This window comes from bacterium (assembly GCA_029210965.1).
Lineage (GTDB): Bacteria > BMS3Abin14 > BMS3Abin14 > BMS3Abin14 > BMS3Abin14 > JALHUC01.
This window is the reverse complement of record JARGFZ010000012.1, coordinates 33966-60029: the sequence shown is the minus strand read 5'-3', so window position 1 is coordinate 60029 and position 26064 is coordinate 33966. Positions and strand designations below refer to the sequence as shown.

Sequence of the window (26064 nt, the reverse complement as noted above, 5' to 3'; positions counted from 1 at the left end):
TCTGAATCCTCAATTCTGAATCCTTAATTAATAGCCCATCAATCGCAAGTCACTATTTATCCCACACTGCCTTCCAGGTCCAGCAATTCAGCCAGCTCTCTGCCTTTCAGGCCGATATCGTGAGCGATCTGGCGAATAGTCATATCAATATTGTATTGCGCAGTGTCAGCGGAGATGGAAACCACAAGGGAAAGTGTGGGAGCCAGTATGGCAATAAAGGATATAGGCGCTTCCATTTTCACCTCTGGAGCGGGGATTGTTTTAGAAAATTAAGTTAAATTAACATGCTAACCTTGTGATGAAGTCAAATTATTTAGGTGAATGTTTTTAGGTGTAATTAGATGGTCAAGCAGACCCACTATATTGAGCCGTGCTTCGAAAAACAGGTCGAAGAAATTTCATTGCGAGGTTCTCAATAGTAGATGCAGCCCTTGACTAGGAATCGTTCTTGCTGTTCTAATGCGGGATTGAATTTTAATGGACACGCAAAAGGTCCATCAACCAGTTGCGCTGTCGGCGGAACTGGGGTGGGGGCCACGCTATCGACGCGGGACCGATTCAGTTCGCGGGGCTGGGGAGCCAAGCCAGGGTTGTGCCAGCTCTTAAGAGATCTCCAAGGGAAATTTTGCGAGGTTATCAGTATAGAGGGGAAATGATCCGGAGAGGGCGCTTATGAAAGGTTCAGAAGTACTGGAAAAAATTCTGAGCGGAAACAAGCGTTTTGTGCAGGGGGAAAGGACCGGTGTCTGCAATCCCGTGGATGTAGACCTGGGGGCCATGCTCCACTTCCAGAGCCCCATCGCAGCTGTTCTAAGCTGTTCGGACTCCCGAGTTCCACCAGAACATGTGCTTGATAAGAAGATCGGTGAGATATTCGTTGTAAGGGTCGCCGGCAAGGTGCCAGGGTCATCGGTAATAGGCAGCCTGGAATACGCGGTTTTGAACTTAAAGGTTCCCCTTCTCCTTGTTCTGGGCCATGAGAATTGTGGTGCTGTTCAGGCTGCCCTGGAAGGTAAGGGGGATGAATTGGGGGGAGCGCTTGGTGGAATTATCAGGGAGCTCGAGCCTGTGGTCAAGCCATCCCTTAGGAAGGGAGAAGATGTCGCCGAAGTTATGCACGAAGCGGTGTCTGCCACTGTCCGATACACGATGGCCAGGATCCTCGAACTTTCTCCTGTTATTGACGCCGCTGTTCGGAAGGGTGAACTTCTGGTCAAGGGGGCCATATACTCCCTGTCAACAAGTGAGGTAACGGTCCTGGACGAGGAAGGGTAACGGTAGCGCTAATCATGAAAAGAAGGCTTTTGCAGTTCGTACAGCACCTGGCCGCATCGGTTTTTATCGGCATATCGGTTTACGGTGTTATCATCTACTATGGAGGGGAGATTCAGAAAAAAATCCCTGTGACTGAATCCTTGCTTCTCGGCTTTGGAGCGGTTGTTTGTATTGTTGTCCTCGTCGTGGTGGGAGGGATTGACGATCGTATGGCCGCCATGGACGATATAAACGGCGACACGAGCCCCTGAGATAATGACTAATTTGAAAAAGCTGTTTAAGGGAGAACATCCTTTCCTTACCGAGCCCGGCTTCTGGATCGTAGCGGGTCACGGGATGTCAGGAGAGCCTCTTGCTCGTGTGCCGATCCAGGGAAGGATCCAGGTCAGCCATGAGGACGGAAAGATATTGAACATCGGGGAAATGTCGATAGTATCACGATCAAACCCCTTGACCTTCCAGACCTCCTACGAAATGATACCATCCGAGGATGAGTTGCAGCTGGATTTCTTTCAGGCCAACGAGACGGTGGGCGATCTGAAGGGGAAGGTTGTGTTTTTTGATGACAGGCTTATCAGTACATATACTTCCGGTGATGGAAGTTTGACCGGGTGCGAGGTCCTGCACAGGATGGGTGAAAATCGTTATGCGGCCACCGGGACCCTGCTCGGAAGCGGAAAACTTGTCAACCTCTGGAAGCTGGATTTAGTGCGGCCTGTGGAAGACAAGCCACTTTAAAAAGACGATCAGTCCGGTAAGGTGTGAGGCTAGAGGGTCCTCAAGGAGGTCATCTTACCGGTAGACAGCAATATCACACGGAGGAATTTAACATGTTCGGTAAAAGGATCTCGGTCTGCGCTCTGATGTTCATGATGTTAGCAGGTCTCGGTATGCCAGGAACCGTAACGGCTGATCCAGTGGCTGAGGCCAAACAGCTTCAGGATGCAGGTGACGTTAACGGGGCCTACAGCCTTCTGCAAAAGGCCAGTACGGACCTCAACGATCAATTGAAAAAGAACAAGTCGGATCTGAGGACGCAGGTTTCTGCTCTTTCAAAAGTCTCCAAGCAGGAGCAGATGGATGAAATCAAAAAGAAAAATGATGCGCTTCTGGCTGACCGCAAGAAACTCAAAGCAGAGCTCGATAAAGTAGAAACATTAATGAACGAGATGACGTCGCTGCTGGAATATCAACCTTCCAAGGAACAGGACACGGCCGAAGCCTACGGCCAGTTCCTGGATAAACATCCCGAGAGCCCTTTTGCCCGGGAAGCTGCCGCCAGGATGTACGATCTTCAGTTCACACCTTATAAGGAGGAGGGTACGGCCCGGGCTTATGAGGAGTTTATCGCCAAATATCCTGAAAACCCCTATCTTGAAGAGGCTCAGGGGCTTCTTGGGGAGGCTGTATTTAATGAGTACAAGGCTTTGGGTACGGCTGCCGCCATGGAGGACTTTCTGAAAGAATTCCCTGGAAGTACGTATGTCGCGGAGGCTGAGGTGCTTCTGATCCAGCTCCAGTATCAGCCTTTCAAAGAGCAGGATACCCCCGAGGGCTATGCTGAATTTCTGGTGACCTACCCTGAAAACCCCAACGTGGAGGAAGCACAGTTAAGAATGGAAGAGCTCCAGTATGAGCCTTTCAAGGAGCAAAACACCATCGATGGTTATACGGAATTTCTTGCACTTTATCCTGACAACCCTTTCGCGGAGGAGGCTTCCAAAAAACTGGGGGACCTTCAATACGAGCCCTACAAGGAACAGGACACGGCCTCAGGGTATGCGGAATTTCTTGCCCAGTATCCCGAAAGCTCCTTTGCCCAGGAAGCCCAGACAAGGATGGATGCGCTCCAGTTTAAGACCTACAAGGAGATGAACTCCGTGGAAGGGTACGAAGAGTTCATCTCCAGCTATCCCGAAAATATCCATGTTGAGGAAGCCAGTTATCTCATTGAAGACCTGGAGTACGAGCCTTTCATGGCGGCGGGAACACAGGAATCTCTGGAGGAGTTTATCGAAACGTTCCCCACCAACAGGCACATTGAGGATGCTCGAAAGGTTATCGAGGAAATGAAAGCAGCAGCGGAACCGGAGGCTCCCGCAGGAGATAACCCTGAAGAGGCCCTGGTCCCTGAGGTTGACCAGGGAACCGGAAACTGAAGCCTTGGTGTTTTAGATGCCCAGAGGTGAAAAAAAGGTAGTTGAATCGCTGCTGACGGCCGGTCATGAACCGGCCGTCAGGCGTTTTGACCGAAAGACCGAAACGGCAGAGGATTCAGCAATGATGCTTGGGGTTGAAGTAGCCAGGATCGTCAAATCCATGGTTTTTTCAGCTCAGGATGAACCAGTAGTTGCCCTGATCCCTGGAAACCGCAGGGCTGATATGAGGGCCATTGCTCGCGTTTTGGAAGTGAAGAAGGTGAGAATGGCAGATCCGGATATGGTTCAGAAGTGGACCGGGTTTACTGTGGGCGCTGTGCCCCCGATAGGGCACTTCCAGAAGATCCCTGTCCTGATGGATGAAGGGTTTCCCCGGGACGGGAAGATCTACCCTGCAGCGGGGGAAAACAACAACGCGTTCGAAACCACCTTCGAAATGCTACAGGAAATAACCCGAGCCAAGGTGTGCCGCATTTCGAAGGAGTGAATAGTGAACAGTGGACAGTGAACGGTTAGAATCGGTCCAGGAATCAGGGGATCAGTGTTCGGTGATTATTAATAAGTGTTCTGTAAGGTCAGAACCAGGTGCAAGGTCCTGGTACTATTTAACCTTCGGACTTGACAGGAAAAGCAGAGTGGGTTTCGCTTCCACGCTCCACCCTTCACCCTTCACTTTTCACCGATCACTTCCAACAACTCCGTGATGATCTTCGCTGTTAATCCCCAGACAGGTTTCCCGTTCACAGGGTAGATCGGCGGAGGCAGTTCAAAGGAGTTGACTCCTGTGATCACCTCATTTACCAGGGTGCTCAAGATAGCAGTGTGAGTGCTCTGAACCTCAACAGGGTCCGGGGAGAAGTTATAGGGGAATGGAATTATGCCCACAAAGGGTTTTACCGTAAGTCCAGAAACGATCGTTTGGCGCTGTGAGAGTTCCCCGATGATCTGAACATCTTCAGGAAAAAGGTTGAGTTCCTCTTCCGACTCACGCAAGGCTGTCTGCAACAGGTCTCCGCCGTCTGCGGGCTCAGCCATGCCCCCCGGAAACCCCATTTGTCCCCTGTGCAGCCCTTTTGTTTCAGACCTATGGATCAGAACCAGACCGATGCTGCCGTTGTACTCAAAAAGAGGGATGAGGACGGCTGCATTGGCTTCCTGGTGAAGGTCATGGGGTTGGTGATCTTTTAATGTGTCTCTTATCTTTCGCAGCATAAAGCTTATTGTATCGGGTACATTTGCTTTGGTCACGGGAAAAGCTCCAAGCCCCGTTGATGGTCTTGAATAACCGTGCTAAAGTTCAAATCCATTCGGATGGACAGCATACAGTTAAAGGTTTACAGTCCACTGTAGGAGCTGAAATCAGGTGGAGATAGGGCCGGCATCGACCACTTTTCACCATTCCCTTTTCCCTATTCACAGGAAGCAGCCATGAAAATTCTAATCACCGATTCCATTGATCAGGAGGGTATCGATATTCTCCGCGCCCAGGAGGGTTTTGAGGTTGTTGTAGACCTTTCTCTTAAGGGAGATAAGCTCGCGGATAATATCGAATCCTATCATGCCCTTATTACGAGAAGCGGGACCGACGTGACTGCGGGGATCCTGGAAAAGGCCCAGAACCTGAAGGTCATCGGAAGGGCCGGCGTGGGCGTGGATAACGTTGATATTGAAGCAGCATCCCGGAAGGGTGTTGTGGTCCTGAACGCCCCTACCGGCAATACTCTGGCAGCCACTGAGCACACCCTTGCCATGATGCTGGGTGCAGTGAGAAAGCTGCCCTTCGCCCATCATTCCCTGGAGAGCGGCCAATGGGACCGCAAAAAGTTCATGGGAATCCAGCTTTACAAGAAAATCCTTGGTATCATCGGCCTGGGGCGCATCGGGAGCGAAGTGGCGCGAAGAGCGCTGTCTTTCGATATGAGTATTCTTGCCTACGATCCCTATATCAAGAGGGAAAAGGCGGAGAAGGCCGGAGTAGAGCTGGTGGAAGACCTGGACAAGCTTCTCAATCGGTCCGATATTATCACTTTCCACGTACCCCTTACCGAGGAAACAAAAGGGATGATCGGAGAGAGTCAGTTCGGTGTGATGAAGGACAAAGTGGTGCTGATCAACTGCGCCAGAGGCGGCATCGTGGATGAATCTGCACTGGCAAGGTCCCTTGAAAGCGGCAAAGTGAGCATGGCGGCAGTGGATGTTTTTTCAAAGGAGCCGCTGCCCGATGATTCGCCACTTCACGGAGTGCCCAACCTCATCATGACCCCACACCTTGGAGCAAACACGGAGGAAGCCCAGAAGAACGTTTCGGTGATCATCGCACAGCAGGTTATCAATGTGTTGAATGGGAGTTCCTATGAGAACGCTGTTAACCTGCCCTACGTCAGGGGTCGCTTGTCACCTGAGCTTCAGGCTTATTTCGATCTCTCCGAAAAGATGGGACGGTTCCTTTCTCAGTTCGTAACGGGCAGGATCGAGGAGGTCCATGTCACCCTGGTGGGATCCCTGTTCGCCGAAGATGTCTCTGAAAAGGTCTTCGATTCCCCCTTCCGCTATCAGCCGTACACCTTTGCGGTTCTGAAGGGACTCATGGAAAGAAATCAGCAGGAAGCGGCTACTTTTATCAGTGCTCCCTATTTCGCCAAGGAGAGAGGAATATCCATTACAGAGGCGAAGGCTGACCGGGTTAAAAACTACAGCGATCTCATTTCCGTCAAGGTTATCACTGACCAGGGAGACAACACGGTTGAAGGAACTGTGTTTGCCGATCTGCGCGGAAGGGTAACTGCGGTGGATCGGTTCCGCGTGGACCTCGTTGCTGAGGGAACGTTCCTGGTTTTTACCAACCAGGACAGGCCGGGAGTTATTGGAAAGGTGGGAACCATCCTTGGAGAGAACCGGATCAACGTGGCGGGGTTCTTTCTGGGAAGGGAGAGTTGTCAGGGGAGCGCCGTGGGGTTTGTTGCCCTGGATGGAAGGCTGCCTGAGGGGGTTTTGCGCGAGATCGTGAATCTTGAAGAAATACTCGAAGCGAAGGAAATCGTATTGTAGGCTGATTAGTACGGCTGCCAATAGCACGCCATCTGTTTCGTACTCCCTCTTCGACAATCCTCACGTACGATATCATGTACGCTCCGGTTCCCTCATCGGTCGAGCCTCCCATCTGGCATACTCTTGGCGACCGGTGAGCATGGTCCATCCGGTGCGATAATGGCTGTGTTATCACCCCTCTGAGATCCTCGCTCCCGCCACAGGCGGGACCTCCGGTCGGTTCCTCAATCGCACCCCGCATCTGATGCACTATGGTGTCCCTTGGTAAGTCAAGGAATGGGGCTTTCGACGCAGAAGGATGAATAATGCAAAATGGAGGATGAAGAAATACTTGTTTCTTTTATTCCTCCTACCTCTATTTGATTTGTTGTTCGGGCGATTGGTATACTTTTACTTGATTACGGATCACCCGTCTTCGCTTTCAGCTTCCGTCTTCGTTCTTCGAACTACGCCGTGACAAGTCGCCGTGGCAGGCGGATCACGGATTATGCTACACTTCTCCCAAAGGAGACAAATCATGAAAAAACGCACTCCCCTGCTATTCCTATTACCATTGCTGTTACTTGCTTTCCCTTCCCCCTCCCACGCAGTTGTGGAGTTAGGGGTGGGTTACGGACTCGTCTCCTTTGACAATGATCTGGATGGAGTGGACACCGACATGGGTACGACTATCGAGGGAACTTTTGGGTCGGGTGGAATCCGTCTCATGGTCGCCATGCAGGACAGTTCCCATGACCAGGGAGACTACAATGCCGTCATGGGCGGGCCTGCGTGGGTCATGGACATGGGAGGGTTTTCCACCCGGATCTACGCTCTCATCTCGGCCCATGAGTTCGAGAACATCGACGGAGCAGGTGTGACCCTTGGTGGAGGTTTCGGGTGGCCCATCTTCCCCTCGGCCAGCCTCGGGTTCGACCTTCGTATCAGCCGGTGGGATGGGGGTGGCGGATATAAAGATGTAGGAACGGGAACGCTGCAGGTTTTATTTAGAATAGGATTCTAAATAAGACCTGCAGTCCAGAGTGTAAAGTCCAGGGTCCAGAGGTAAAATAAGAGGCCGGAGCAAAAGCTCCGGCCTTTCTTTAGATTTTAGATCCTGGATTTTGGATTGGTTTAAGGCAAAACCGAGATGCTTGAAGCAAGAAGATTTACCACGTAGATCGGGTTGTGATAACCCAAACTTCCATCCCCTACCACGAAATCGTAGTTGTAGGCGGCGGCCCTCTCTGTGGTCGTTCTCGAGGCCATCTGGGTAAGGTCGAAAAGACCCTGGCTGCTATCGAAGAGTACTCCTGCTCCAGTGAGATCGTTTTTCAGGTTGTTTAACATCCCCTTGATCTCGGTTTGAAGTGGTTCAACGGTTCCATCGAAGTCATGGTCGGCTCCCGGCTGCCCGGCAACCGAATAGTAGATGGATGCGAAATTGAAGGACCCCAGGGTTGAGTCCTCAAAAGAGGGGTTGGTGCCGTCGGATAGAAGGAAGTCGGTTTCCTGATGGCAGCCGCCCAGCCCGTAACTTGACAGGCAATTCTCTACCCGCGGGACGAACCTGTGTCCTGTGGTGGCCTTGAGTGGAAGCTCGGTGGGGTTCTTCTCGGGCACAAAAAGGTAGTGGCAGCCGGCGCATCCTTCAGGGACGTTGCTGGTGCCGGCGTGGGCGGAATCGGCCGCAAGGAAGCTGGGCAGGGATTCCACTCCCCTCAACCCGTCATTATTTGTGTTGTTGACACCCTCAAACATCTCCTTCTGGGGGTGCCTCGGTATTTCCAGGCCGCCGGTACCGGATTGGCCGGAACCCACATCCGACATCAGTTGCCGCACGTTATGACACTTGACGCAGAGGTTGGCCATGCCCTGGGTACCGGTGGCGGCCCCGTCCAGCCCACGTACAAGCACGCCCGGCTCGTGGGATGGATGGCAGGAGACGCATGAGACCTGCGCAAGAGCAGCGCTGCCGGGAGCGTTTGATGGGTCCTCAATGTCGGTGTCCCCTGTCTCTGAGATGAGCCGATCGATGACCGCCTGGCTGGACGCCCAGGATGTGTCACCCCTGACGTAGTAGGTCACGAACCCTTCAACTGTGTGGCAAACGGCACATGGAACGCCGCGGACTGTGCTGGTCATCATGCCCTGGGCGGTCTCTACGATCAGGGAGTCGGAATGTCCGTCATCGGAATAAAAACCCTGTCCATCGCCCCCGTACCATTCTGGATACTGGTTGGCCAGGACATTGCTCAGGGAAGACCCTCCGGTGTGCTGGTCCGGACTGTGACAGGGGCCGCAGGGAAGAAGATGAAACGGGTTAGGGAAAACATTTAATACCGGGCTATCCATCGGTTCACGATGATTGCCATAATACAGGGTCGAATCAATGTATGCATAATGTTCCATTCCAGAACCGTGGCATGCTTCACAACCTATGATCGGTTTATAGGTGAGACCGAGGGCAGTATGAATGCTGTCGGCAATGATACCAGTCGAATTGGCAGTAAAGAGAAGAGAATAGTCGGAAATGTCATTGATCGGATCGTGACAGTCCGTGCAGGTTCCTGTAATAGAGCCCGATTCGGCGTCAACGTTTCCGTGAAACCCCAGGACCCATGATACAGCTGGATTGTACCCTGGATAAACGCTGGTTGTGGCCGTTGTAGAATCATGGCAACCGGAATACAGGCACTCGACGGTCCCCTTTTCCACCCCGGAAGGGATTCCTCCCCCGGAATCCTTGGGGTTGAACCCACACCCGGTAAAGGCCAGGAATGCCGATAGCAGGCCTGCTGTAACGCGTACCATCAGTGACATTTGGCGCAAACCTCCGGTGATTCCTTCCTGAACCTGGTCTGGATCTTGCCCCAGTTCCCGGGGTGAGGGCTTATCATCAGGCCCGTTTTGGCAGAATGGCAGTCCAGGCAGGCATCACCCTCAGGGTGACACGACTGGCAGCTGCTCAATGTGCGGCGCGCTTCCTTGGCGTGACCGCTGCTCCACTGGGCAGAGGAAAGGGCTCCGCCGGGATGACAGTCCTGACACTGATTCAAGGGGAAGGTGATGTGGTCGGTCATCGTTTCCCAACTATTCTGTTTCTGGTGGGAAACGATCTCCCGGCCGGTTACCCGAAACTTTTGTCTGTAATCCTCATGGCAGTCCACGCACTCCGACTTCGAGTGACATGTATAGCACTTTTCGATCTGCTCAGCGGTGGCTTTGAGGGGATGGACGATCCGGAACCGTGACGTGTGGGTGCTCGGAGCTGTATCCATCCTCACGATTCGTTTTTCCAGGTTCACTCCCAACTCCCCGCCCTTGTGGCAGTCCACACAGAAGGTAATGGTGTGACAGTCGGAACATTGCGCCCCGGCAGATTGGGAGTCGATCCCGTGCTGGCGCACCCATAGCGGGGTGTGAGTTTTGGTCGGGCCCAGCACAGTCTCCTCAATAGCCTTTTCTTCGTGGCATCCGTAGCAGACAGCCCTTTCGGGAATAATGGTCACGGCACCAGGAGTGTGACAACGTGAGCACTGGGAGATCTCATTCTTCTCGTGGAGAATGTGTGAAAAACGCATGGCCACAGCCTGGGTTGCAGTGAGAAGCGCAGCCGAAAATAAAATAAATATGAAGAGGCAAGACAGTCTGTTTTTGTTACTCATCCTAGCAGTGGGTCGGACTATCTCAACTCGCTGCTGTAAATTTTTCGAAATGCTCTTTTTTTGAGAGGTTATTTCAATAAAGGTAACCATAATGTCAATAGCCATAACGAGTTGCTCCAAAAATCCTCTTAAGTCGCCTCTTTTTAGGCAAAATTCCGTTTCGAAAAATTATTGCTAGGAGTCTGAATGGATACTCCAACAGACTCCTAGAACTCCACTTTCAGGGCCAACCTTGCGGTTCGGGTGGGTTCTGTAAGTTCATCGCCGCAGTGTTCCAATCGCAGGTCAACAGAGGTATTTGGTCCCAGCTCCCACTCTCCGCTCAGGTAGGCGAGGTGGCTCTTCACCGAACTCTCACCGGGATTCTCCGTAGTGGCAAGGTCCCCTCCGATACCCGCATAAAAGTTTTTGAAGACAGGTGTGGACACCGAAGCGGATATCTCTGTCACATCACCCCCGGTGCCTGTGTGCTGAAGCAGGCTGCTGTAGATCTTTGAGCGGCCAGGTGTCCAGTGGCCGCTGACTACATAGCGTTTGGCTCCTCCGTCCTTGGAGGATTCTACAACATAGTCCCAGGCGTATTTCGTGTTGCGGCTCGGAGTGAACAGAAGGGAAAAAGACCTTGTGTAAGCCGCGTCCACGGCGAATACACTGTAGATAGAGTCGGAGTCAAAAACCTGAACGTTGTGCGCAAATTCCACAACCGCTGAAAAACGATCGGAGAAAAAGAGCCGGGTGCCCACAAGAGACTCATGGAGAGTTTGGGACATGAGGTCCCAGTTAAGGTTGATGTAGGCCTTTGTAAACCGGTGCCAGCTGTAGACCCACTCGGTGGCCAGAAGTTCGGAAAGGGTACGGTCATCGTAGGTGCGGCCGTAATCGAGGGACAGGTACATCCCCTGCTTGATATTATAGTCAAACCCGAGGCCGAGGATGATGTCATCCTCCGAACCCCCGCTAACATCCGATCTGTAACCCCAGCGGGCATTGAAAGTGGCCTTGCCGGCTTCGGTCTGTATTGACAGACCGTCGATCATTTCAGGGCCCACAAGGGCGGTGACAAACTGTCGCCCCAATATGATCACATTCCGGTCGTTCTCTCCAGACAGCGTCATTGCGAGAACGTAAAGACGGTTGGGGTCTTCGTCACCTGGTTCGTCACCTGGTTCCCACTCTTCCTCCAGTTGAGAAAATCGCCCGTACCCCTCCAGGTCGAGTCTGAACCCTCCCAGTGCTCCCCGATTGTAAAACTTTAGATATTCGGAGGCCGAACTGTTGGTAGTCCCGTCCTCCTCCTCCCAGGATGTTGCCGAGGTCCGGGATGTCAGGGAAAAATCCCCTCCCAGGGCAGATAGAGGCAATATCAACATTGTTGAGATAAACAGGATGATAAGGGTGATTTGAGGAGATCTGAACAAAAGTATTTTGTCCTGTCCGGAAAGGTTAATTGGATTCAACTAGACAGACTTACAACAGGGCTCGGGGGTTGTCAAAGGGGAATAAAGAGAGTGCAGAGTGCAGGGTGTAGAGTGTAGAGGAGAATATAGGCAAAGCCTTTTGTTTGAACAAGGGCTATGGGCTATAAATGGGCATTAAAAAAGGGGAACTTCCGTTCCCCTCCATATTCAATTCTCTGCACTCTACACTTTACACTCTGAACTCCAACCTGACAGTTCTCAGTGCCGCGTCCGGTTGGGCGGATCCGCCATGGTGGTTCGCCCCGAAAAAAAGTTCGGGTCAGTCCCATGCTCCTCGGATACTTCAGAGGCCAGGTCAGCGAGGATCAGAGATGGATCGGCGTCCTCAAAGAAGGTGGCCAGGTAGTATGCGATGGTCATGAGCCTGTGGATAGTATCCTCCACCACTTCGGCTGCCTTTCCCGTATCGCTTCCCATGGACACTTCGCTCATGGCCCAGGTCAGATAGTTATCCAGGTCAGCTTTCACCTCGGTGAGGTATGTTGTGATCTCATTTTTCAGTTCATCCGGCATTTTGTTCTTCAAAATGTCCTCCATTTCCCCTCGCCCCCCTGATATAGGGAATCTCTCTCCGTGTCAAGGGGTAGGTAATGCCATTGAGAATTGAGAATTACTGATTGGGCATTTGACATCTGCACCTGGGTCCTTTCGGTGTTTTTCGAGGAATGCAGTCTTTTGATAGAATGCTCCCGCGTTTTTCAATCTTGACAGGGTCGCAAAAAGTCCAATCCGGGACTTTTCGCTCCACGGAAAGGGAAAAGCGTCGTTTCCCCTTTCCTTACAAATCAATGACTTACGGAGTGAGTCATTGATTTGGGTGCCCCGCGCGGGGCGCATTGATGACTTTTTGCGAAGTCATCAATCTTCAATTTTCAATTCGCAATCCTCAATAGTTAAACTGCCCGATCTTTCAGACCAGGCAGTTTAACTACTTGCAGTTGCGGACCGGTGAGGTCATGTGTATGTTTCATAGGACGATGTTCAAAATAGATGGACAAAAAAAAGATGTCTATAAAAACGGAAAGGAAAAGATCATTGAGACATATATTAAAGCGCCTGATCCTTATCTTGCTCCTTTTGCCTGCATTGGCTGTTGTAAGCAGCTCCGCCCGGGCAGAAATTATCGACCTGTCAGGGATGTCCACCCTTAAGAACGGTTTCGATGTTCGGCTCATGCGGGAAGCATCCACACCGGTGGTTGCTGCTCTTGTTCTTGTCCGTACCGGATACGCCAGCGAGAATGAGTCGAAAAGCGGGTTTTCCCATCTTCTTGAGCACCTTGTTTTTGCCGGAACCGAAAAAAGAACGAAGGAACTCATCCAAAGAGAGGTCAAGGACCTGGGCGGGTACATCAACGGTTTCACCCGGGATGACTATACGGGATATCTCGTCGTCGGCCACCGCGACCATCTCGCCAAGCTCCTGGAGATCCTGGCAGACATCCTGTTTAACTCCACGATAGAAGAGGAGGCCGTAGTTGAGGCAAAAGAGGTGGTGACCGAGGAGATCAATCGCTCCCGGAGCCGCCCCGGGACAAGGGAGGAGGAATTGTTTCAGTCCCTTCTTTATGAGGGTTCCTCCTATGCCGCTACGGGCCTTGGTAACGAAACCACAATGCGGACTGCCGGAAAATACGAGATCGCGCGTTTCTACCATCGGACCTATCGCCCGGACAATATGGTCCTGCTCTTAAAGGGCGGGTTTGACCCGGTCGAGGCCATGGAGGCGGTGAGGGTGTCTTTCGGTGATGTGGAAATGGGTGGTATCCCACCGGAAGTGGTGAAACCGATGCCCCTGCCGGCCGAAAGGACCTACTTCCTGGCTGGTGCCATGCCTGATGTCAGGGTGAGGATCGGGTTTACCGGGCCCGACCCAAGGGGGCCGGACTCTCAGGCGCTGGAACTGTTGGCGGCAGTTCTTGGCGGCGGGGAAGGTGTCCTGGACAGGGCACTCAAAGGCGCCGGCATGCAGCCCCACTCGGTCTCCGCCGGACTTTCCATAAATTATGGCTTTTCAAGATTTGTGATATCAGCAGTTCTCCCGTCCGGATCTGATCCGGCCGCCGCTCAAATGGTTCTTCTCGAAGCGATCCCGGCTGCCTTGACCCTGGACGCTTTCGCAGGTCAGGTAGCACAGACAAGGGAGTCCCTGGTGGCCGGAGAGGTCCTGGGAAGGGAAAAACTACACTATTATCTGATGGAAAAGGCACCCTGGGTGGCAGCAGGCTCTCCCGGACAGGGTTTCTCCTCCGGCAGGTGGGACAATCTGACCCATGAGGACCTGGCCGCCGCGGCCCGGAAATACCTGGTAAGCGCCCCCTTTGTTGCTCTCCTTACCGTACCTGAATCAATGAGATCGGATAATGCAGCTTCCAGGGGACCGGTTCGAGCCGAGGCTATGCTGGATAACGGGCTCCGGATCGTGGCAGAGCAAAGGTTCGGGTCCCCTGTATTTGCCCTGCACGTCATGACCAGGAACCGCCTGGCCGTGGAGCCTGAGGGGAAAACCGGGATTGCTGATTTTCTGCACCGTCTGCTCCCCCTGGGAACCCTCAACCAGAGCAGAGAAGATATAGACGTGACCCTTCGCAAGCTTGGTATTTCTCTTTCTACCGCAGACAACCCCATGGTTCCCTTTGGTGATTTCTACACATCACGCCTTTATTCCCACATCCGCCTCGAGTGTGTGGAGGATAAAGCCAAAAACGCCGTCACCCTCCTTTCAGATATGATGACAAACCCCCTTATGGAGGAGGAAGCTGTTGAGGAGGTCCGTTCCCGGATCCTTGAGTATATCTCCTACAGGAGTTCCAACCCCGGTACACTTGCCTCAGGAGCCCTGGCACAAAGGCTTTACAGCCCGGTACTCGCTGGGGACGTCTATGGAACCGAACCTTCCATCTCAGGGATCTCCAAAGAAAACCTGCTCCAGTTTCACAAAGGCTACTTTACCGGGCAAAATCTCATCATCTCTGTTGTAAGCGGGATGCCGCCAGAAGAGGCCATAGCCCTGGTAGAGGAGTTTTTCAAAGAACTTCCGGCAGGAGAGAGGGCTGAAATTACTCCCGTACCGCTGACATTGGAACCCGACCTGCTGGAGATGGAACTGGGCAAGCCCCAGGGAACCCTGGCGGTGGGTGCAGTGACAGGGGCAATGGATCGGGCAGACGCTCCGGCTCTGGCCATCGCTTCGAGACTTCTCAATGCCCGCCTGTACGAGGAGCTGAGGGAAAAGGAGGGGCTTGCCTATTCAGTGGGTGCATCCCTGGGTGGTGTGGGAGACAGGGCCGTGTTCACCCTTTCCATGGGGACCTCTCCTGAAAAGATCGAGCGGGCCCGTGCCGGGATCAGGGAGCAGATCGAGGCCGCAAGAGCGGCCTGGGTGACACCTGAGGAGATGCAGCGGGAGATCAACGGCCTTGCAGGCAGACTCCAGATGCGCATGCTTTCGTCCATAAACAGGGCCTACTATCTGGGCGTTGCCACCAGGCAGGGCTTGACCCACACTTTCGGGGAGGATTACAGAGAGCGGCTGCTGGCCCTTACACCGGAGGATGTGGAGCGGGCCACACGCAAGTACCTGCCGGAGGCCAACCTCGTAGAAATAGTGATTCGTTGATGGGATTTTGAAGGTCCCTAATCGGTGAAAACCCTTATGAATATTGTCTTTGGAATTCTGTTTGTATTTATTTTTCTTTTCCTGTGGGTCCGGTGGCAGGAGAGGAGCGGTTTGTTCTTCCCTGCCCGCGACCTTTACATCTCCCCTACTGCCGAAGGGCTGGCCTTTGAAGATGTCCACTTTAATTCCGCCGGCAACGAACTGCACGGGTGGTACATTCCCGCGTCTGGAGATCAGGTGGTCCTGTGGATGCACGGGAATGCGGGAAATATCGCCGACCGACTGGACCAGGCTGTGGAGATGAAGAGGTCTCTCGGGGTTTCCAGCCTCATGTTCGATTACAGGGGCTACGGTAAGAGCGAAGGGCGTCCTTCGGAAAAAGGCCTGTACCAGGACGCCGAGGCGGCCTTTAAGTGGCTCACCGGGACCATGGGTTTCGATCCAGGGAATATTATATTATACGGGCACTCTCTGGGATCTGCGGTTTCAGTGGATCTTGCACTTTCAAAGGGGGTGAGCGCGGGCGGGATGGTGCTGGAGAGCCCCTTTACCAGCGCGGCCGACGTGGCCAGAATGATCTATTTCGGCCTTCCTGTGGGCCTGGTCATGTCGGTGAAGCTCGACAACATCGGCCGGATCGGGGAGGTGAAGATGCCCATTCTCGTCATCCACGGGGTCAGCGATACGGTTATCCCCTTTAGGATGGGCAAAGAGGTGTTCGACGCCGCGCCGGAGCCCAAAACCTTCCTTTCCGTCGCCGGGGGGGACCACAGCGACTGCTATATTGTCGGAGGCGCCGATTATTGGAACGCGTGGAAGCGCCTCCTCCAGCACGCAGCACGCAGCACGCAGAATAAAGTCAAAAGCTTTAACGCAGGGTAATTGGGGTCAGGCCGGTGAATTGTAGCGTGCCTGACCTTATTTGTTGGTTTTGCTGGCGACCCTGCTGATGGTTGTCCGGTGTACTCCACCCTCTACATTCTCTGTCTTTACTGCGTGCTGTGTGCTGCCTCATTAACGCTTGCCGTTAATAACGCATAACGTTATTATGTTCCCATGATCCAGAGCTTCCGGGACAGGGCGACGCGGGACATATTCGACCGGCCTCGTGTGAAAAAACTATCACTGGAATTACAGCGAACGGTTTACAGGAAGCTGCTCCTGCTCGATGCCGCCGAGACCCTGGACGACCTCAGGGTCCCGCCCGGCAACAGGCTGGAGAAGCTGAGCGGCGACAGGCGGGGTCAATACAGTATCCGTGTCAATGATCAGCACAGAATCTGTTTTGTCTGGCGGGAAGGGAACGCCTTTGAGGTTCACCTGACCGATTATCACTAGGAGAATTTCGTCATGGCCGGAAAAATATCCGAAAAAATGTCGCCCATACATCCAGGTGAGATACTTATGGAGGAATTTCTAAAGCCCCTGGGCATCAGCCAGTACCGCCTGGCTGTAGACATCAGTGTCCCCCCCAGGCGCATCAACGAGATCGTTCACGGGAAGAGGGCTATCACAGCAGACACGGGCCTCCGGCTTTCCCGTTATTTCGACACATCCGAGCGCTTCTGGATGAACCTCCAGACCCGCTACGACCTTGAACTTCGCAAGGATGACCTGGGAGAGCGGCTTGCCAGGGAGGTGCCATCGCCGTATAAGGGGGAAGGACGGTGAACAGTGAAATGCGGATTCTGAGGTCGTATCTTGGGGTTTAAGGTAACCTTAAAAGGTAAGATACGACCCTCGATTTAGTACCAGCACTTCGACTGGACCGAGCCGGACGGCGGGAGCAGGGCAATCCTTGGGGTCGGAGCTCCCGTCTTCGTCACGCCAAAGGCGTGACTACGCCGCGACAGGCACATTCTCAGGTTTTATGAACGAAATCTTAAAATCTGAATTCTACCTCAGATGAGGTTCTTAAAATTATCAAGGACATGGAAGAACACCTGAAGAGGTTCCATGTCCTATCCTTGTCCCTTTTTGGTTCTGTCGCACGGGGGGAGGAGTCGGCCAGCAGCGACATCGATATCCTCGTTGAGTTCGCTGAACCTGTAGGGATATTTACCTTTATCCGTCTGAATAATTTCTTAGAGGAAATCCTGGGCAGTAAAGTGGACCTCGTTACACATGATGCTCTTAAGGACCGGTTCAGAGATAAGATCCTGAAAGAGGCGATCCGTGCCGCCTAGAGAGTGGGTTGTTCGCATCGAGGACATCCTCGAGGCAAGCAGAAGGATCGTGGATTATGTTGGAGGTTCCACTCAGAAAGAATTCGCTGCTGATACACGTACTATTGACGCTGTTATCAGGAATCTGACTGTTATTGGAGAAGCTGCGCGTCACATTCCGGAAGAGGCCATTCAAAAATATCCAGAGACCCCATGGAAGGAAATGCGCGGGATCAGGAACATAGTCGTTCACGAATATTTCGGCGTTTCGATCCCCATTCTCTGGAAAACCGCCACGGAAGACATACCCTCCCTTATTCCTCTCCTGGAGATGATTGTACGAGACAACCGTTAACCATTCCAATTCAACATACGTTAAGATATGAGCAATGCCTCTCAACGACCCTCTCAGGCCCTTACTGGGGCACTCCCCGTCCCCTTTATCCCCTTCATCCCCGAAAAATAATGTCTGTCATCGCGAGCCGATACCATGCGACCTGTCGCGGCAAAGCCGACTTGTGAGGGCATAGCCATCGGCGGCGACGCCCCAAGGCGACGACGGAAGCGATCCCAATCATTGAGATTGCCGCGCCCAGGAATAGGCACGGGGCTCGCAATGACAGCGTGGAAGCAGTTGCTTTTTTCTAAGTTCTATATTGTGCATTCTATTGGTGTACTGCGCCCTGTGTGCTGCGTCCTGCGTCCTGTGTTAATCGACGAAATCAGCCTTCAATCGCTCTTCTAGTCGTTTAACGATTCTTCGATTAACACTGGGCATCGCCAGCCCCTCCAACTCACCCAGGGTCACCCACTTCGCCGTGGGGTTGTGAACCGTCCCCGCTTTGCGCTTGCAGATAAAGACGTGGAGCTTCACCCGGAATCGGGTGTAGGCGTGATTGAACACCCCCAGCTTCTCGCACACCTGGACCGTTAACCCGGTCTCCTCGAGCACTTCATGCAGGACGGCTTCCTCGGGTGTTTCAGCTTTCAGCTTAGAGCTCTTTTCCCCGATACGCCGACACTCCGATACGCCGACACCGGTTATCTCTCCGTGTCCCCGTTTCCCCGTTTCCCCGCGTCTTGCCTTTTCGCCCACGCTCCCATGCGCCCCCTCTCCCCCTCTTATCGCCTTCCTGATTTTCCCACCCGGAAACTCCCACAATCCCGCCATGAGTCCAGTATCCGCCCGCCGCTGCACCAGGACCATGCCGTCCCGTACGATGATCCCGATGGCGGCCTCGATGTGCGTGGTGTCCGGTCGGGCTTTCTTCTGCGGATACTCTGACACCGTCCCCGTGCGGTAAGCCCGGCACCAGTCGGCGAGAGGGCACACCGGGCAGTCCGGGTTTTTTGGTGTACAGACAGAGCTGCCAAGGTCCATCAAGGCCTGGTTGAAGTCGCCGGGCCTGTCGGCCGGGATAACCCGGGCGAAGACCTTGTCGATCCGTTTTTTGTCGGAGGAGGTCAGGAGGCGGGACCACACCCTCAGGTTGTTGGCGTCTAACGCCGGCGCTCTGACACCGAAGGCGATGGAGGCTACAGCAGCGGCTGTATATTCGCCGATGCCGGGAAGCTTTTTAAGATCTACGGGAGTACCGGGAACCTTGCCCCCGTAGCTGGCAATGATCTCCCCGGCCGCCGCATGCAGGTTCCGGGCCCGTGAGTAGTATCCGAGGCCTTCCCACTGCAGCAGGACCTCGTCCAGCTCCGCTGCGGCCAGGTCCTTAACCGTGGGGTATGTGCTCATCCATCTGTCGAAATAGGGGATGACCGCCTGGACGGTGGTCTGCTGGAGCATGAACTCGGAAACCAGGACGGCATATGGGTCAGGATGGTCACGCCAGGGAAACTCTCTTTTCCCGGCGTCGTACCAGGAGAGAAGAGAAAATACCAAATCCGGAGCGAGGGTTGATCTCATATCTCAAATCTCAAATGGAGAAGGGCGGTGTTTGGTTGGCATTGAATGAATAGTGTTTTGGAGAATTTGTTTAAAGCCTTTCTTTGAGATCTGAAATCTGAGATCTGAGATTAGGCCCCGTCACATCCTCGCCCCCCGAAACAGTACCGCCCCGATGGTGAGCAGGGCCGCTGAAACGCCTCCCAGGACGAGCAGGTCCAGGGTGACCCCGAAGTGGGAGGTCCCCACCAGGGCCTGGCGCAGCCCGTCCACCCCGTAGGTGAGAGGGTTGAGCAGGGCGGCCCATTTAAGAAAGGGAGGCAGCTGGTCCACCGGGAAGAGGGCGCCGGACAGGAAGAAGGTGGGCATGATGAGAAAATTGAAGATGAGCTGGAACCCGTGGGGGTCCTCCATCCTCGAGGCCAGGGCCACCCCCAGGCTGGTAAAGGCGATGCCGATGAGGGCCATGAACAAAAGGGCCAGGAGAAGACCGGAGGCCGATGGCGGCTTGACCCCCAGGAAGATGCTGGCTCCGAGCATGAGCAGCGCCTGCATGGTGGCCGTTGTTGTGCCGCCCACGGTACGGCCCAGGACGATTGCCAGCCTTGGTATGGGGGCGACGAGCATCTCCTTGAGGAACCCGAACTGGCGGTCCCAGATCACCGAGATCCCGGCCACCGTGGAGGAGAAGAGCAGCACCATGCCCAGGATGCCCGGGGCGATGAAGTCGATGTACTTCTCTCCCCCCGGCTGGAGGGAGAAGGCCGACTGCATGCCGATGCCCAGGAAAGCCAGAAAGAAAAAGGGCATGCCCAGGCTGCCGATGATCCTGGAGGGAGACCTCAGGTACCGGATGACCTCACGCTGCCAGATCGTGGCTGATGCAAAAAAAAGAACTTTCATAAGATCGATCTCAAATCTCAGATCTCAAATCTCAAACGGTAATGCTGGTTGCTTATGTCATCGCGAACCGTAGATCGTGTGAAGCGATCCCATCTCCGAGATTGTTTCGCTTGGCAGTAACTCGCAATGACATCCTTTTGGCCCCGCGTCTCCGTGTCCCCCCATCCCCGTGTCAAAAGATTTACCTCCCCGTTACCCCGACACTCCGATACCTCGTTACGTTCCGAAGGAACTGGCCTTCACCTGTTGAAGGCCCGTCTTCTCTGGCGCATGCGGTCCACGTTGTCGGCCGTCTCGTCCCGGATGCTCCGTCCCGTGTGGTGAATGAACACGTCCTCCAGGGTCGGCTTCTTGAGAGTGAGGGAAAGGGCCCGCAGGCCGGCGTGCTCCATGAGTCTCAGAATTTCCGGGATGTGAGCTTCGCCGTTGTTGACTGTGATATCGGCCAGGCCGTCGCGGCTGCGCACCGCCTTGACCCACTCCTGATCTTCCAGGATCGGGACCACAGGGCCGGCATCGCCGTCGACCTTGATGCTGATGACATCGCCGCCCAGGTCGTCCTTGAGCTTGGACGGGGTGCCCAGGGCGATGAGCCTGCCGTGGTCCATGATGCCCACGCGGCCGCACAGGGCGTCCGCCTCCTCCATGGAGTGGGTCGTCAGCAGGATGGTGAGTTCCTCGGCTTTGTTGATCCTCTCGATGTGTTCCCAGATGCGTCGGCGCGTCTGGGGGTCGAGCCCAGTGGTCGGTTCGTCCAGGTAGAGGACCGAAGGGTGGTGGAGAAACCCCCGGGCGATCTCTAGCCTGCGCTTCATCCCGCCGGAAAAGGTCTTGACCCTGTGTCGGCTGCGGTCGGCCAGGTCCACCATTTTCAGCATCTCGGGGATCCTGGCGCGCCTTTCAGAACGCCCGACGCCATACAGCCGGCCGTGAAAATCCATGTTCTCCCACGCGGTGAGCTCCTCGTCGGTGGACGGGTCCTGAAAGACGAGGCCGATGGCGCGGCGCACACGGTCCTTTCCTCTCGTCACGTCGTGGCCAGCCACCGTCGCCGACCCTGACGTGGGGGGCAGGAGGGTGGCCAGCATGGAGAGGGTGGTGGTCTTGCCCGCCCCGTTGGGGCCCAGAAGCCCGAAGATCTCTCCGGCCCGGATCGTCAGGTTCAGATCGTTAACGGCGATGAGGTCGCCGAAACGGCAGGTCAGACCCTCTGTGATCACGGCATGCTGTTTCATCAGGTAGAGCAAGATACCAGAAAGTTCTTCAAGGCCCAAGGGGTTGTTGAAAAAACAGGGGCGGCCTGCAATGGCTGCCCCTGTTTTTTCTTGCATTCGGCTTATTGTGTTGCTATCGCCTGTTCACGATTCACGGATTAAAACAACTTCTTCAGCTTCTCCCCCAGATCCGTCCCGATCTTCTTCTTCAGATCTTCCGTTTTTTCCTTGATCTCTTTTTTTACCTCGGTTTTTGCCGCTTCATCCATGGCCGAAGAGTCCAGGCCGATCCTGGGAGAGGTGACGGTGCCGCCTATCTTAAGGGGGATCTGGACCCTGCCGTCCGGTTCTCTGGGGAAAAGCCTGCGACGGTTTGCAGGTATCTGGTCGCTCTTCTCCCGGGAGAGGGTCATACGTGAGGTCATGTCGAGAGATTTGTCCAGCCCGATATCCCCCCTGGCCTTCAGGGAGTATTCACCGGTGGAAATGCGCATGTTGCTCACCATCACCTTGCCTTCTGCTATGGTAAAACTTACGTCCATGTCCTCAAACTGTGTCTCGCCGTCACGCCCTTCAAGACCCAGGAGGGCTGCTGCCCTGGCGGCGTCTCCTCCCAGGTTCGCGGTAGTGAGGCGCCCATTGGCGGCCTTTACGGCTCCCTTGCCGGTGAGATACTTCTCGAGGTCCGCAAACTCCGTGCCCTTGCCTTCGATGGACACATCCATGGAAGCCTTGCCGTATACGATCCCGTCCATGTTAGCCACAGCGGTCAGGGCTTCGTTCACCTCAACGCCTGTCATCATCATTTTTGTGCCATAGGCAAGGGGCAAGGTGCCCAGTTCGGTCCAGGCTGAGCCGGCAAGACGTCCGGAAAAGGCACCCAGTTTGAGCTCCTCAAATGTGAACAGGGTCTCCCTCTGGGACAGTACGGCGGAAAGGTCTGTGAAGGTTATCCGCTCGAACCGGCCTTCCTCGACAGTGATCTTGCCGTTAACGGTGATGGGTGGTGCTTTAATGGGCTCTAACTGTGCCGCCGCTCCCACAGGAGGGACGATGATGTCGCTGGAGCTGCGCTCCATAAGGGCCGGACCTCTGTCCATCTCGAACCGTTTTGACCGGAACCCGAGCTCCGCAAAAAGGTCTTTTCCCACAGTGCCCGTAACGCTGCCTTCAAAAGTGAGATCCCCATCCAGTTTTACCATGGGGCCAAGATCCGGGAGCACCTTTTCCCAACCGGAGAGGGGAATAGGGTTTGATTTTACGGTCAGGTCCATGAGGGGCGTTGCTCCCAGGTTCCGGATTGAACCGGCAGCCTCGAATACGGCCTGGTACGCCTCAAGGGTGAACGCTTCCAGTGTCATGTTCATGTTATTCAGGTCCACAAGGCCTCTTTGTGTGATGGAACCGGTGAAGCCCGTGACCAGAGGCTTGTTGTCCGCGCCATTTATGTTCAGTTTTTCAAGAGCCCCGTCCATTTCAAAGCTGATTTCCTCGCTTATGCTTCCCTTGACCGTTTCGGAGGCGCTTACCACCCCTGAAAGTCCAATTGGAAGGGGCCCGATTATCCTGGAGATCCGTGCAAGTTCAAAGGGAAGGACCTCCAGTTTAAGGTCGAATGGTATTTTTCCGGGGAGGATGACCTTGCCCACGGGACCCACCGTACCGTCGAACTGAAGGTCTTTGGATTGATTTGGGGATTGATCTGGGGATTGATCTGGGGATGGGCCTCCGATCCTCAGGGCCGCATTGATAGTGACCGGTTTGTCGAGAGAAAGGTCCCTCAAGGTGAGCTCGATCCCCTCGATGGTGATCCCTTTTGACAGTCTGGGAATTGAGGCGTCTGAGAAGAAGACCTCGCCAGACTCCATGCGGATCTCCTTTACCAGGAGATCAATGGGTGGTGCCTTTATACCGCCGGCCCCGGGGTCCAGGGCGGCGTAGGGCAGTTCTGCCACAGCTGTTGGCTGGTTGATACGGTCGAGAATGTCGTCGAAATTAAAGCGCCCGTTCTTTTTCCGGAGAACAGTGATCCTTGGACCGGAGAGAATGATATGTTCCACAGAAAGGCGCAGGCGGAAAAGGTCCACCAGACGCAGTTTCAGGTCGAAGGATTGGAAACTGGCAAAGGGGTCGCCTCCCATACCCTGGGCTTCGGCTATGGAAAGTCCTGAGAGTTTAACCTTGGGACCGGACCAGCTGAAACTTGCGTCCTCGATGGTCACATCTCTTCCCAGATAGGCGGTCGCCTGCCCCTCCCCCCAGGTTTTCAATGCGTTCACATTGAGAAGGTAGGGGGCAGCGATGACCGTCGCGATGATCAGAAAAAGAAGAACGCCGCCGCCGATAAGGGAGTATTTAATGAGTTTTTTCATGGGTTACCTCTGTAGGATCTAATCCAGGATCCAAGAAAAAAGGGTGCCATTTTGTTGTCACTGCGAGCCAATTCCTGTGCGACTTGTCCCTCCATAGCCGAAGGCGGAAGCGATCAAAATACGGGATTGCCACGTCGCTCTCGCTTGTCCTCGGCGCTCCTCGCAATGACACCATCGGACGATGAACAGCTTTTCTCCGTGTCCCCGTTTCTCCCCGTCCCCGTGTCACGGTCTTTCCCACTCCACCTCTACGCATTTTTCAAAACGCTTTTTGTTCCAGCAGTATACCCGCCTGTAACCGCTGCTTTCCATGGTAGCCATTCGCATAAAGGTGACGCTGAACGCCTGTTCCTCCATTCCCAAAAGCGGGTAACCGGGAGGGGAGATCACATCCTCAAGGATAACATTAAAAACCGGCTTGGTGGGGTCCCGGTCGTCCAGAGTCAGAATACGGGCTGCCATAGCCGTGTTATTTTCTGTCAGATAGCAGGCGAGCATTTCGGCACGCCCGTCTCCATTGGTGTCGACGGTTTCCAGTGATCTTGGCGCGCTGCCGTCCTGAAGGCTTATACCCCCGTTGTCGTCCCACCACCTTGACCAGCGCCCCGAATCCCCCCTGAAAACAGTAAGGCGTGTTTCATCTGCTGTTGTGTAAAGAACGGCAAGCTCCTCCCGGGAATCCCCGTCAAAGTCCGCAAGGCTGAACTGAAGGACGCGGGTATCATCAGGAAGGACGTTATAAACGTCGGGGTTGGCGGAGGATGCTGCCGGTAAAATACATGACAGGGCCGTAAGGAGCAGGATTATGACCGTTGCTTTTACCGGTGGTATGAAGACGATGTCTGTTTTTCCGCTGCTTGTCATAATGCTTCAAGTATAAACTTCCCGATGAACCCTTTCAAGGAAAGACAGGAAAGACGGGCCTGACCGAAGGCCAGGCAGAAGGAGGAAAAATGAATAATGAAGGTGAAAAAAGCATTCTATTCCCCCTCCCTCCTTCCCTATTCCTCCTTCTGTCGTTTTAACCCTGTTTTTCCTCAGACTTGTGGTTAAATTTAACCCTCATTTGGGTTATACTCTTCAATATATCGTATGATTGGCAGTTCGCTTCGACCTGCCGGGGCTAAATTGATGATTGCACATGCTAGAAGGGAGAATGCATGAACGACAAGGGCAATGGCGGTTCCCAGGGACCGTTCCAGGACACTCCTATCTTCGGGAGGAAACGCCCTAAAATACCAGGGTTACCCAAACTTCCCGACTTCAAACTGCCCATCGGAGGACAAAAAACCGCAGCACTGATCGTGGCTATCCTCGTCATCGTGGCGATGGCTTATAACCTCCTCCTGGCGTACGTCGGGCCCGCCGAGTACGGGATCAAGCAGGTCAAGATCGGCATTAACCGGGGCATCCAGGAGAAGGTCTACGCGACGGGTCTCCACCTGGTTCTTCCGGGGATGGAGGTCATGCACACCTTCCCCAGGAATTTACAGGTCTTCGAACTCAACAACTTTCCCACCCAGTACACCCGCCTCAACCGCTACGAGAAGGCAGCTTACATCCAGACCTCCGACGGTTTCTTCGTGAGTGTAGATGTGGCGATCCTGTACAAGATCGTGGATCCTTACCTGCTTATCACCACCGTCGGCCCCGGCCGGGCCTTCGAGGATGGCGGAATTATCCCAAAAGCAGAGCCGGTGCTGAAGGAGGCCCTCGGCGAGCTTTCCACTGAGGAGTTCTACAACAGCCCCCTCAGGGTTGAAAAGACCATGAAGGCCAAGGATATGTTGAGCAAAGAGCTCAAGCCCTACGGGATCCGGGTGGAAGAAGTGCTCGTGCGCTACTTCACTTACAGCGAGGAGATCCAGAAGAACATCGAGGCCAAGAAGCTCCAGGATCAGCTGGTGTTCAAGAACCAGGCTGAACGCCGGGCTGCCGAGGAGGGCGCCAAACTCCAGAAGGTGGTCAGCGAGGGTGAGGCCCTCATCCAGGTGAAGCTCCAGGAAGGTGAGGCTTACCAGGTCACGCGCCTTGCCGAGCGAGATCTTTACGTCAGGACGAAGCACGCCAACGGGGATCTCCTCGTAAAGCTTGCCGATGCCAAAAAGACGGAGCTTAAAAACGCTGCCTTGAGGGGAGCCGGTTCCGAACGCCTGGTTGGCCTTAAGATGGCCGAGGTTTACGAAGGGCTCGAAGCGATCATCCTGTCCTCCGACGGTCCTGGGGGAGTCAACCCCCTTGACCTTGAGCGTACACTTCAGATGTTCGAGGTGAGGAAATGAGGTCGC

General features: G+C 54.2%; 25 protein-coding genes. 14 read left to right on the top strand and 11 right to left on the bottom strand.

The window, feature by feature from the left end:
• Positions 1-56 precede the first annotated feature (56 nt).
• The gene (locus P1S59_06915; GenBank protein ID MDF1525982.1) at positions 57-236 is read right to left on the bottom strand and encodes a hypothetical protein; all 180 of its coding nucleotides are present in this window, start codon (positions 234-236) and stop codon (positions 57-59) included.
• Positions 237-672: 436 nt separating this feature from the next.
• On the opposite strand from P1S59_06915, the gene P1S59_06910 reads away from it, so the two are divergent.
• From P1S59_06910 to P1S59_06890, 5 genes are all read left to right on the top strand, one after another.
• Positions 673-1275 (top strand): carbonic anhydrase, encoded by a 603-nt coding sequence (locus P1S59_06910; protein ID MDF1525981.1) that lies wholly within the window; start codon positions 673-675, stop codon positions 1273-1275.
• A gap of 14 nt (positions 1276-1289) precedes the next feature.
• The gene (locus P1S59_06905; GenBank protein MDF1525980.1) at positions 1290-1526 is read left to right on the top strand and encodes a hypothetical protein; all 237 of its coding nucleotides are present in this window, start codon (positions 1290-1292) and stop codon (positions 1524-1526) included.
• A gap of 4 nt (positions 1527-1530) precedes the next feature.
• Positions 1531-2013 (top strand): hypothetical protein, encoded by a 483-nt coding sequence (locus P1S59_06900; GenBank protein ID MDF1525979.1) that lies wholly within the window; start codon positions 1531-1533, stop codon positions 2011-2013.
• Positions 2014-2105: 92 nt separating this feature from the next.
• Positions 2106-3434, top strand: a complete 1329-nt coding sequence (gene bamD / locus P1S59_06895) for an outer membrane protein assembly factor BamD (GenBank protein MDF1525978.1) — start codon at positions 2106-2108, stop codon at positions 3432-3434.
• Between the two features lie 16 nt (positions 3435-3450).
• On the top strand, positions 3451-3921 hold the full coding sequence (locus tag P1S59_06890; GenBank protein ID MDF1525977.1) for a YbaK/EbsC family protein: 471 nt from the start codon (positions 3451-3453) through the stop codon (positions 3919-3921).
• A 182-nt stretch (positions 3922-4103) separates the two neighbouring features.
• Here P1S59_06890 and P1S59_06885 read toward each other — a convergent pair whose 3' ends face one another.
• Positions 4104-4682, bottom strand: coding sequence for a CoA pyrophosphatase (locus tag P1S59_06885; protein ID MDF1525976.1), 579 nt, complete (start codon positions 4680-4682; stop codon positions 4104-4106).
• A gap of 180 nt (positions 4683-4862) precedes the next feature.
• On the opposite strand from P1S59_06885, the gene serA reads away from it, so the two are divergent.
• Positions 4863-6482 carry a phosphoglycerate dehydrogenase gene (serA, locus tag P1S59_06880; GenBank protein ID MDF1525975.1) on the top strand — a complete coding sequence of 540 codons (1620 nt, stop codon included), beginning with the start codon at positions 4863-4865 and terminating at the stop codon, positions 6480-6482.
• A 517-nt stretch (positions 6483-6999) separates the two neighbouring features.
• On the top strand, positions 7000-7485 hold the full coding sequence (locus P1S59_06875) for a hypothetical protein (protein MDF1525974.1): 486 nt from the start codon (positions 7000-7002) through the stop codon (positions 7483-7485).
• A gap of 110 nt (positions 7486-7595) precedes the next feature.
• Here P1S59_06875 and P1S59_06870 read toward each other — a convergent pair whose 3' ends face one another.
• The 4 genes from P1S59_06870 to P1S59_06855 form a co-directional block, all read right to left on the bottom strand.
• Entirely contained in the window at positions 7596-9284 is a 1689-nt protein-coding gene (locus P1S59_06870) for a hypothetical protein (protein ID MDF1525973.1), read from the bottom strand.
• Positions 9275-10045, bottom strand: a complete 771-nt coding sequence (locus P1S59_06865) for a cytochrome C (protein ID MDF1525972.1) — start codon at positions 10043-10045, stop codon at positions 9275-9277. The genes P1S59_06870 and P1S59_06865 overlap by 10 nt, the downstream gene beginning before the upstream one ends.
• Before the next feature lie 290 nt (positions 10046-10335).
• Entirely contained in the window at positions 10336-11547 is a 1212-nt protein-coding gene (locus P1S59_06860; GenBank protein MDF1525971.1) for a hypothetical protein, read from the bottom strand.
• A 258-nt stretch (positions 11548-11805) separates the two neighbouring features.
• The gene (locus P1S59_06855; GenBank protein MDF1525970.1) at positions 11806-12132 is read right to left on the bottom strand and encodes a hypothetical protein; all 327 of its coding nucleotides are present in this window, start codon (positions 12130-12132) and stop codon (positions 11806-11808) included.
• Positions 12133-12642: 510 nt separating this feature from the next.
• Here P1S59_06855 and P1S59_06850 point away from each other — a divergent pair.
• The 6 genes from P1S59_06850 (at position 12643) to P1S59_06825 (ending at position 17745) form a co-directional block, all read left to right on the top strand.
• Positions 12643-15225 (top strand): pitrilysin family protein, encoded by a 2583-nt coding sequence (locus tag P1S59_06850; GenBank protein MDF1525969.1) that lies wholly within the window; start codon positions 12643-12645, stop codon positions 15223-15225.
• 36 nt (positions 15226-15261) lie between these two features.
• Positions 15262-16107 (top strand): alpha/beta hydrolase, encoded by an 846-nt coding sequence (locus tag P1S59_06845; protein MDF1525968.1) that lies wholly within the window; start codon positions 15262-15264, stop codon positions 16105-16107.
• A 174-nt stretch (positions 16108-16281) separates the two neighbouring features.
• Positions 16282-16563: a type II toxin-antitoxin system RelE/ParE family toxin gene (locus P1S59_06840; GenBank protein MDF1525967.1), complete on the top strand. Its 282-nt coding sequence runs from the start codon at positions 16282-16284 to the stop codon at positions 16561-16563.
• Positions 16564-16575: 12 nt separating this feature from the next.
• The gene (locus tag P1S59_06835; GenBank protein ID MDF1525966.1) at positions 16576-16896 is read left to right on the top strand and encodes a HigA family addiction module antitoxin; all 321 of its coding nucleotides are present in this window, start codon (positions 16576-16578) and stop codon (positions 16894-16896) included.
• A gap of 260 nt (positions 16897-17156) precedes the next feature.
• Positions 17157-17411, top strand: coding sequence for a nucleotidyltransferase family protein (locus P1S59_06830; protein MDF1525965.1), 255 nt, complete (start codon positions 17157-17159; stop codon positions 17409-17411).
• Positions 17401-17745: a DUF86 domain-containing protein gene (locus tag P1S59_06825; GenBank protein ID MDF1525964.1), complete on the top strand. Its 345-nt coding sequence runs from the start codon at positions 17401-17403 to the stop codon at positions 17743-17745. The genes P1S59_06830 and P1S59_06825 overlap by 11 nt, the downstream gene beginning before the upstream one ends.
• A 354-nt stretch (positions 17746-18099) precedes the next feature.
• Here P1S59_06825 and mutY read toward each other — a convergent pair whose 3' ends face one another.
• The 5 genes from mutY to P1S59_06800 all read right to left on the bottom strand — a co-directional run bounded on the left by mutY (position 18100) and on the right by P1S59_06800 (position 24640).
• Entirely contained in the window at positions 18100-19308 is a 1209-nt protein-coding gene (gene mutY, locus P1S59_06820) for an A/G-specific adenine glycosylase (protein MDF1525963.1), read from the bottom strand.
• A 120-nt stretch (positions 19309-19428) separates the two neighbouring features.
• Entirely contained in the window at positions 19429-20190 is a 762-nt protein-coding gene (locus tag P1S59_06815; GenBank protein MDF1525962.1) for an ABC transporter permease, read from the bottom strand.
• A 239-nt stretch (positions 20191-20429) separates the two neighbouring features.
• A complete protein-coding gene (locus P1S59_06810; protein ID MDF1525961.1) occupies positions 20430-21521 on the bottom strand; it encodes an ATP-binding cassette domain-containing protein in 1092 nt (363 codons plus the stop codon).
• A gap of 41 nt (positions 21522-21562) precedes the next feature.
• Positions 21563-23776 carry an AsmA family protein gene (locus P1S59_06805; GenBank protein MDF1525960.1) on the bottom strand — a complete coding sequence of 738 codons (2214 nt, stop codon included), beginning with the start codon at positions 23774-23776 and terminating at the stop codon, positions 21563-21565.
• Positions 23777-24001: 225 nt separating this feature from the next.
• Positions 24002-24640, bottom strand: a complete 639-nt coding sequence (locus P1S59_06800) for an FG-GAP-like repeat-containing protein (protein ID MDF1525959.1) — start codon at positions 24638-24640, stop codon at positions 24002-24004.
• 296 nt (positions 24641-24936) lie between these two features.
• Between P1S59_06800 and P1S59_06795 the strand changes: the two genes are divergently transcribed.
• A complete protein-coding gene (locus P1S59_06795) occupies positions 24937-26058 on the top strand; it encodes an SPFH domain-containing protein (GenBank protein ID MDF1525958.1) in 1122 nt (373 codons plus the stop codon).
• Positions 26059-26064 lie beyond the last annotated feature (6 nt).

Coding starts and splice junctions, on each gene's coding strand:
- P1S59_06915 (MDF1525982.1), bottom strand. CDS start 236: ATGGAAGCGCCTATATCCTTTATTGCCATACTGGCTCCCACACTTTCC.
- P1S59_06910 (MDF1525981.1), top strand. CDS start 673: ATGAAAGGTTCAGAAGTACTGGAAAAAATTCTGAGCGGAAACAAGCGT.
- P1S59_06905 (MDF1525980.1), top strand. CDS start 1,290: ATGAAAAGAAGGCTTTTGCAGTTCGTACAGCACCTGGCCGCATCGGTT.
- P1S59_06900 (MDF1525979.1), top strand. CDS start 1,531: ATGACTAATTTGAAAAAGCTGTTTAAGGGAGAACATCCTTTCCTTACC.
- bamD (MDF1525978.1), top strand. CDS start 2,106: ATGTTCGGTAAAAGGATCTCGGTCTGCGCTCTGATGTTCATGATGTTA.
- P1S59_06890 (MDF1525977.1), top strand. CDS start 3,451: ATGCCCAGAGGTGAAAAAAAGGTAGTTGAATCGCTGCTGACGGCCGGT.
- serA (MDF1525975.1), top strand. CDS start 4,863: ATGAAAATTCTAATCACCGATTCCATTGATCAGGAGGGTATCGATATT.
- P1S59_06875 (MDF1525974.1), top strand. CDS start 7,000: ATGAAAAAACGCACTCCCCTGCTATTCCTATTACCATTGCTGTTACTT.
- P1S59_06870 (MDF1525973.1), bottom strand. CDS start 9,284: ATGTCACTGATGGTACGCGTTACAGCAGGCCTGCTATCGGCATTCCTG.
- P1S59_06865 (MDF1525972.1), bottom strand. CDS start 10,045: ATGCGTTTTTCACACATTCTCCACGAGAAGAATGAGATCTCCCAGTGC.
- P1S59_06845 (MDF1525968.1), top strand. CDS start 15,262: ATGAATATTGTCTTTGGAATTCTGTTTGTATTTATTTTTCTTTTCCTG.
- P1S59_06840 (MDF1525967.1), top strand. CDS start 16,282: ATGATCCAGAGCTTCCGGGACAGGGCGACGCGGGACATATTCGACCGG.
- P1S59_06835 (MDF1525966.1), top strand. CDS start 16,576: ATGGCCGGAAAAATATCCGAAAAAATGTCGCCCATACATCCAGGTGAG.
- P1S59_06830 (MDF1525965.1), top strand. CDS start 17,157: ATGGAAGAACACCTGAAGAGGTTCCATGTCCTATCCTTGTCCCTTTTT.
- mutY (MDF1525963.1), bottom strand. CDS start 19,308: ATGAGATCAACCCTCGCTCCGGATTTGGTATTTTCTCTTCTCTCCTGG.
- P1S59_06815 (MDF1525962.1), bottom strand. CDS start 20,190: ATGAAAGTTCTTTTTTTTGCATCAGCCACGATCTGGCAGCGTGAGGTC.
- P1S59_06810 (MDF1525961.1), bottom strand. CDS start 21,521: ATGCAAGAAAAAACAGGGGCAGCCATTGCAGGCCGCCCCTGTTTTTTC.
- P1S59_06805 (MDF1525960.1), bottom strand. CDS start 23,776: ATGAAAAAACTCATTAAATACTCCCTTATCGGCGGCGGCGTTCTTCTT.
- P1S59_06800 (MDF1525959.1), bottom strand. CDS start 24,640: ATGACAAGCAGCGGAAAAACAGACATCGTCTTCATACCACCGGTAAAA.
- P1S59_06795 (MDF1525958.1), top strand. CDS start 24,937: ATGAACGACAAGGGCAATGGCGGTTCCCAGGGACCGTTCCAGGACACT.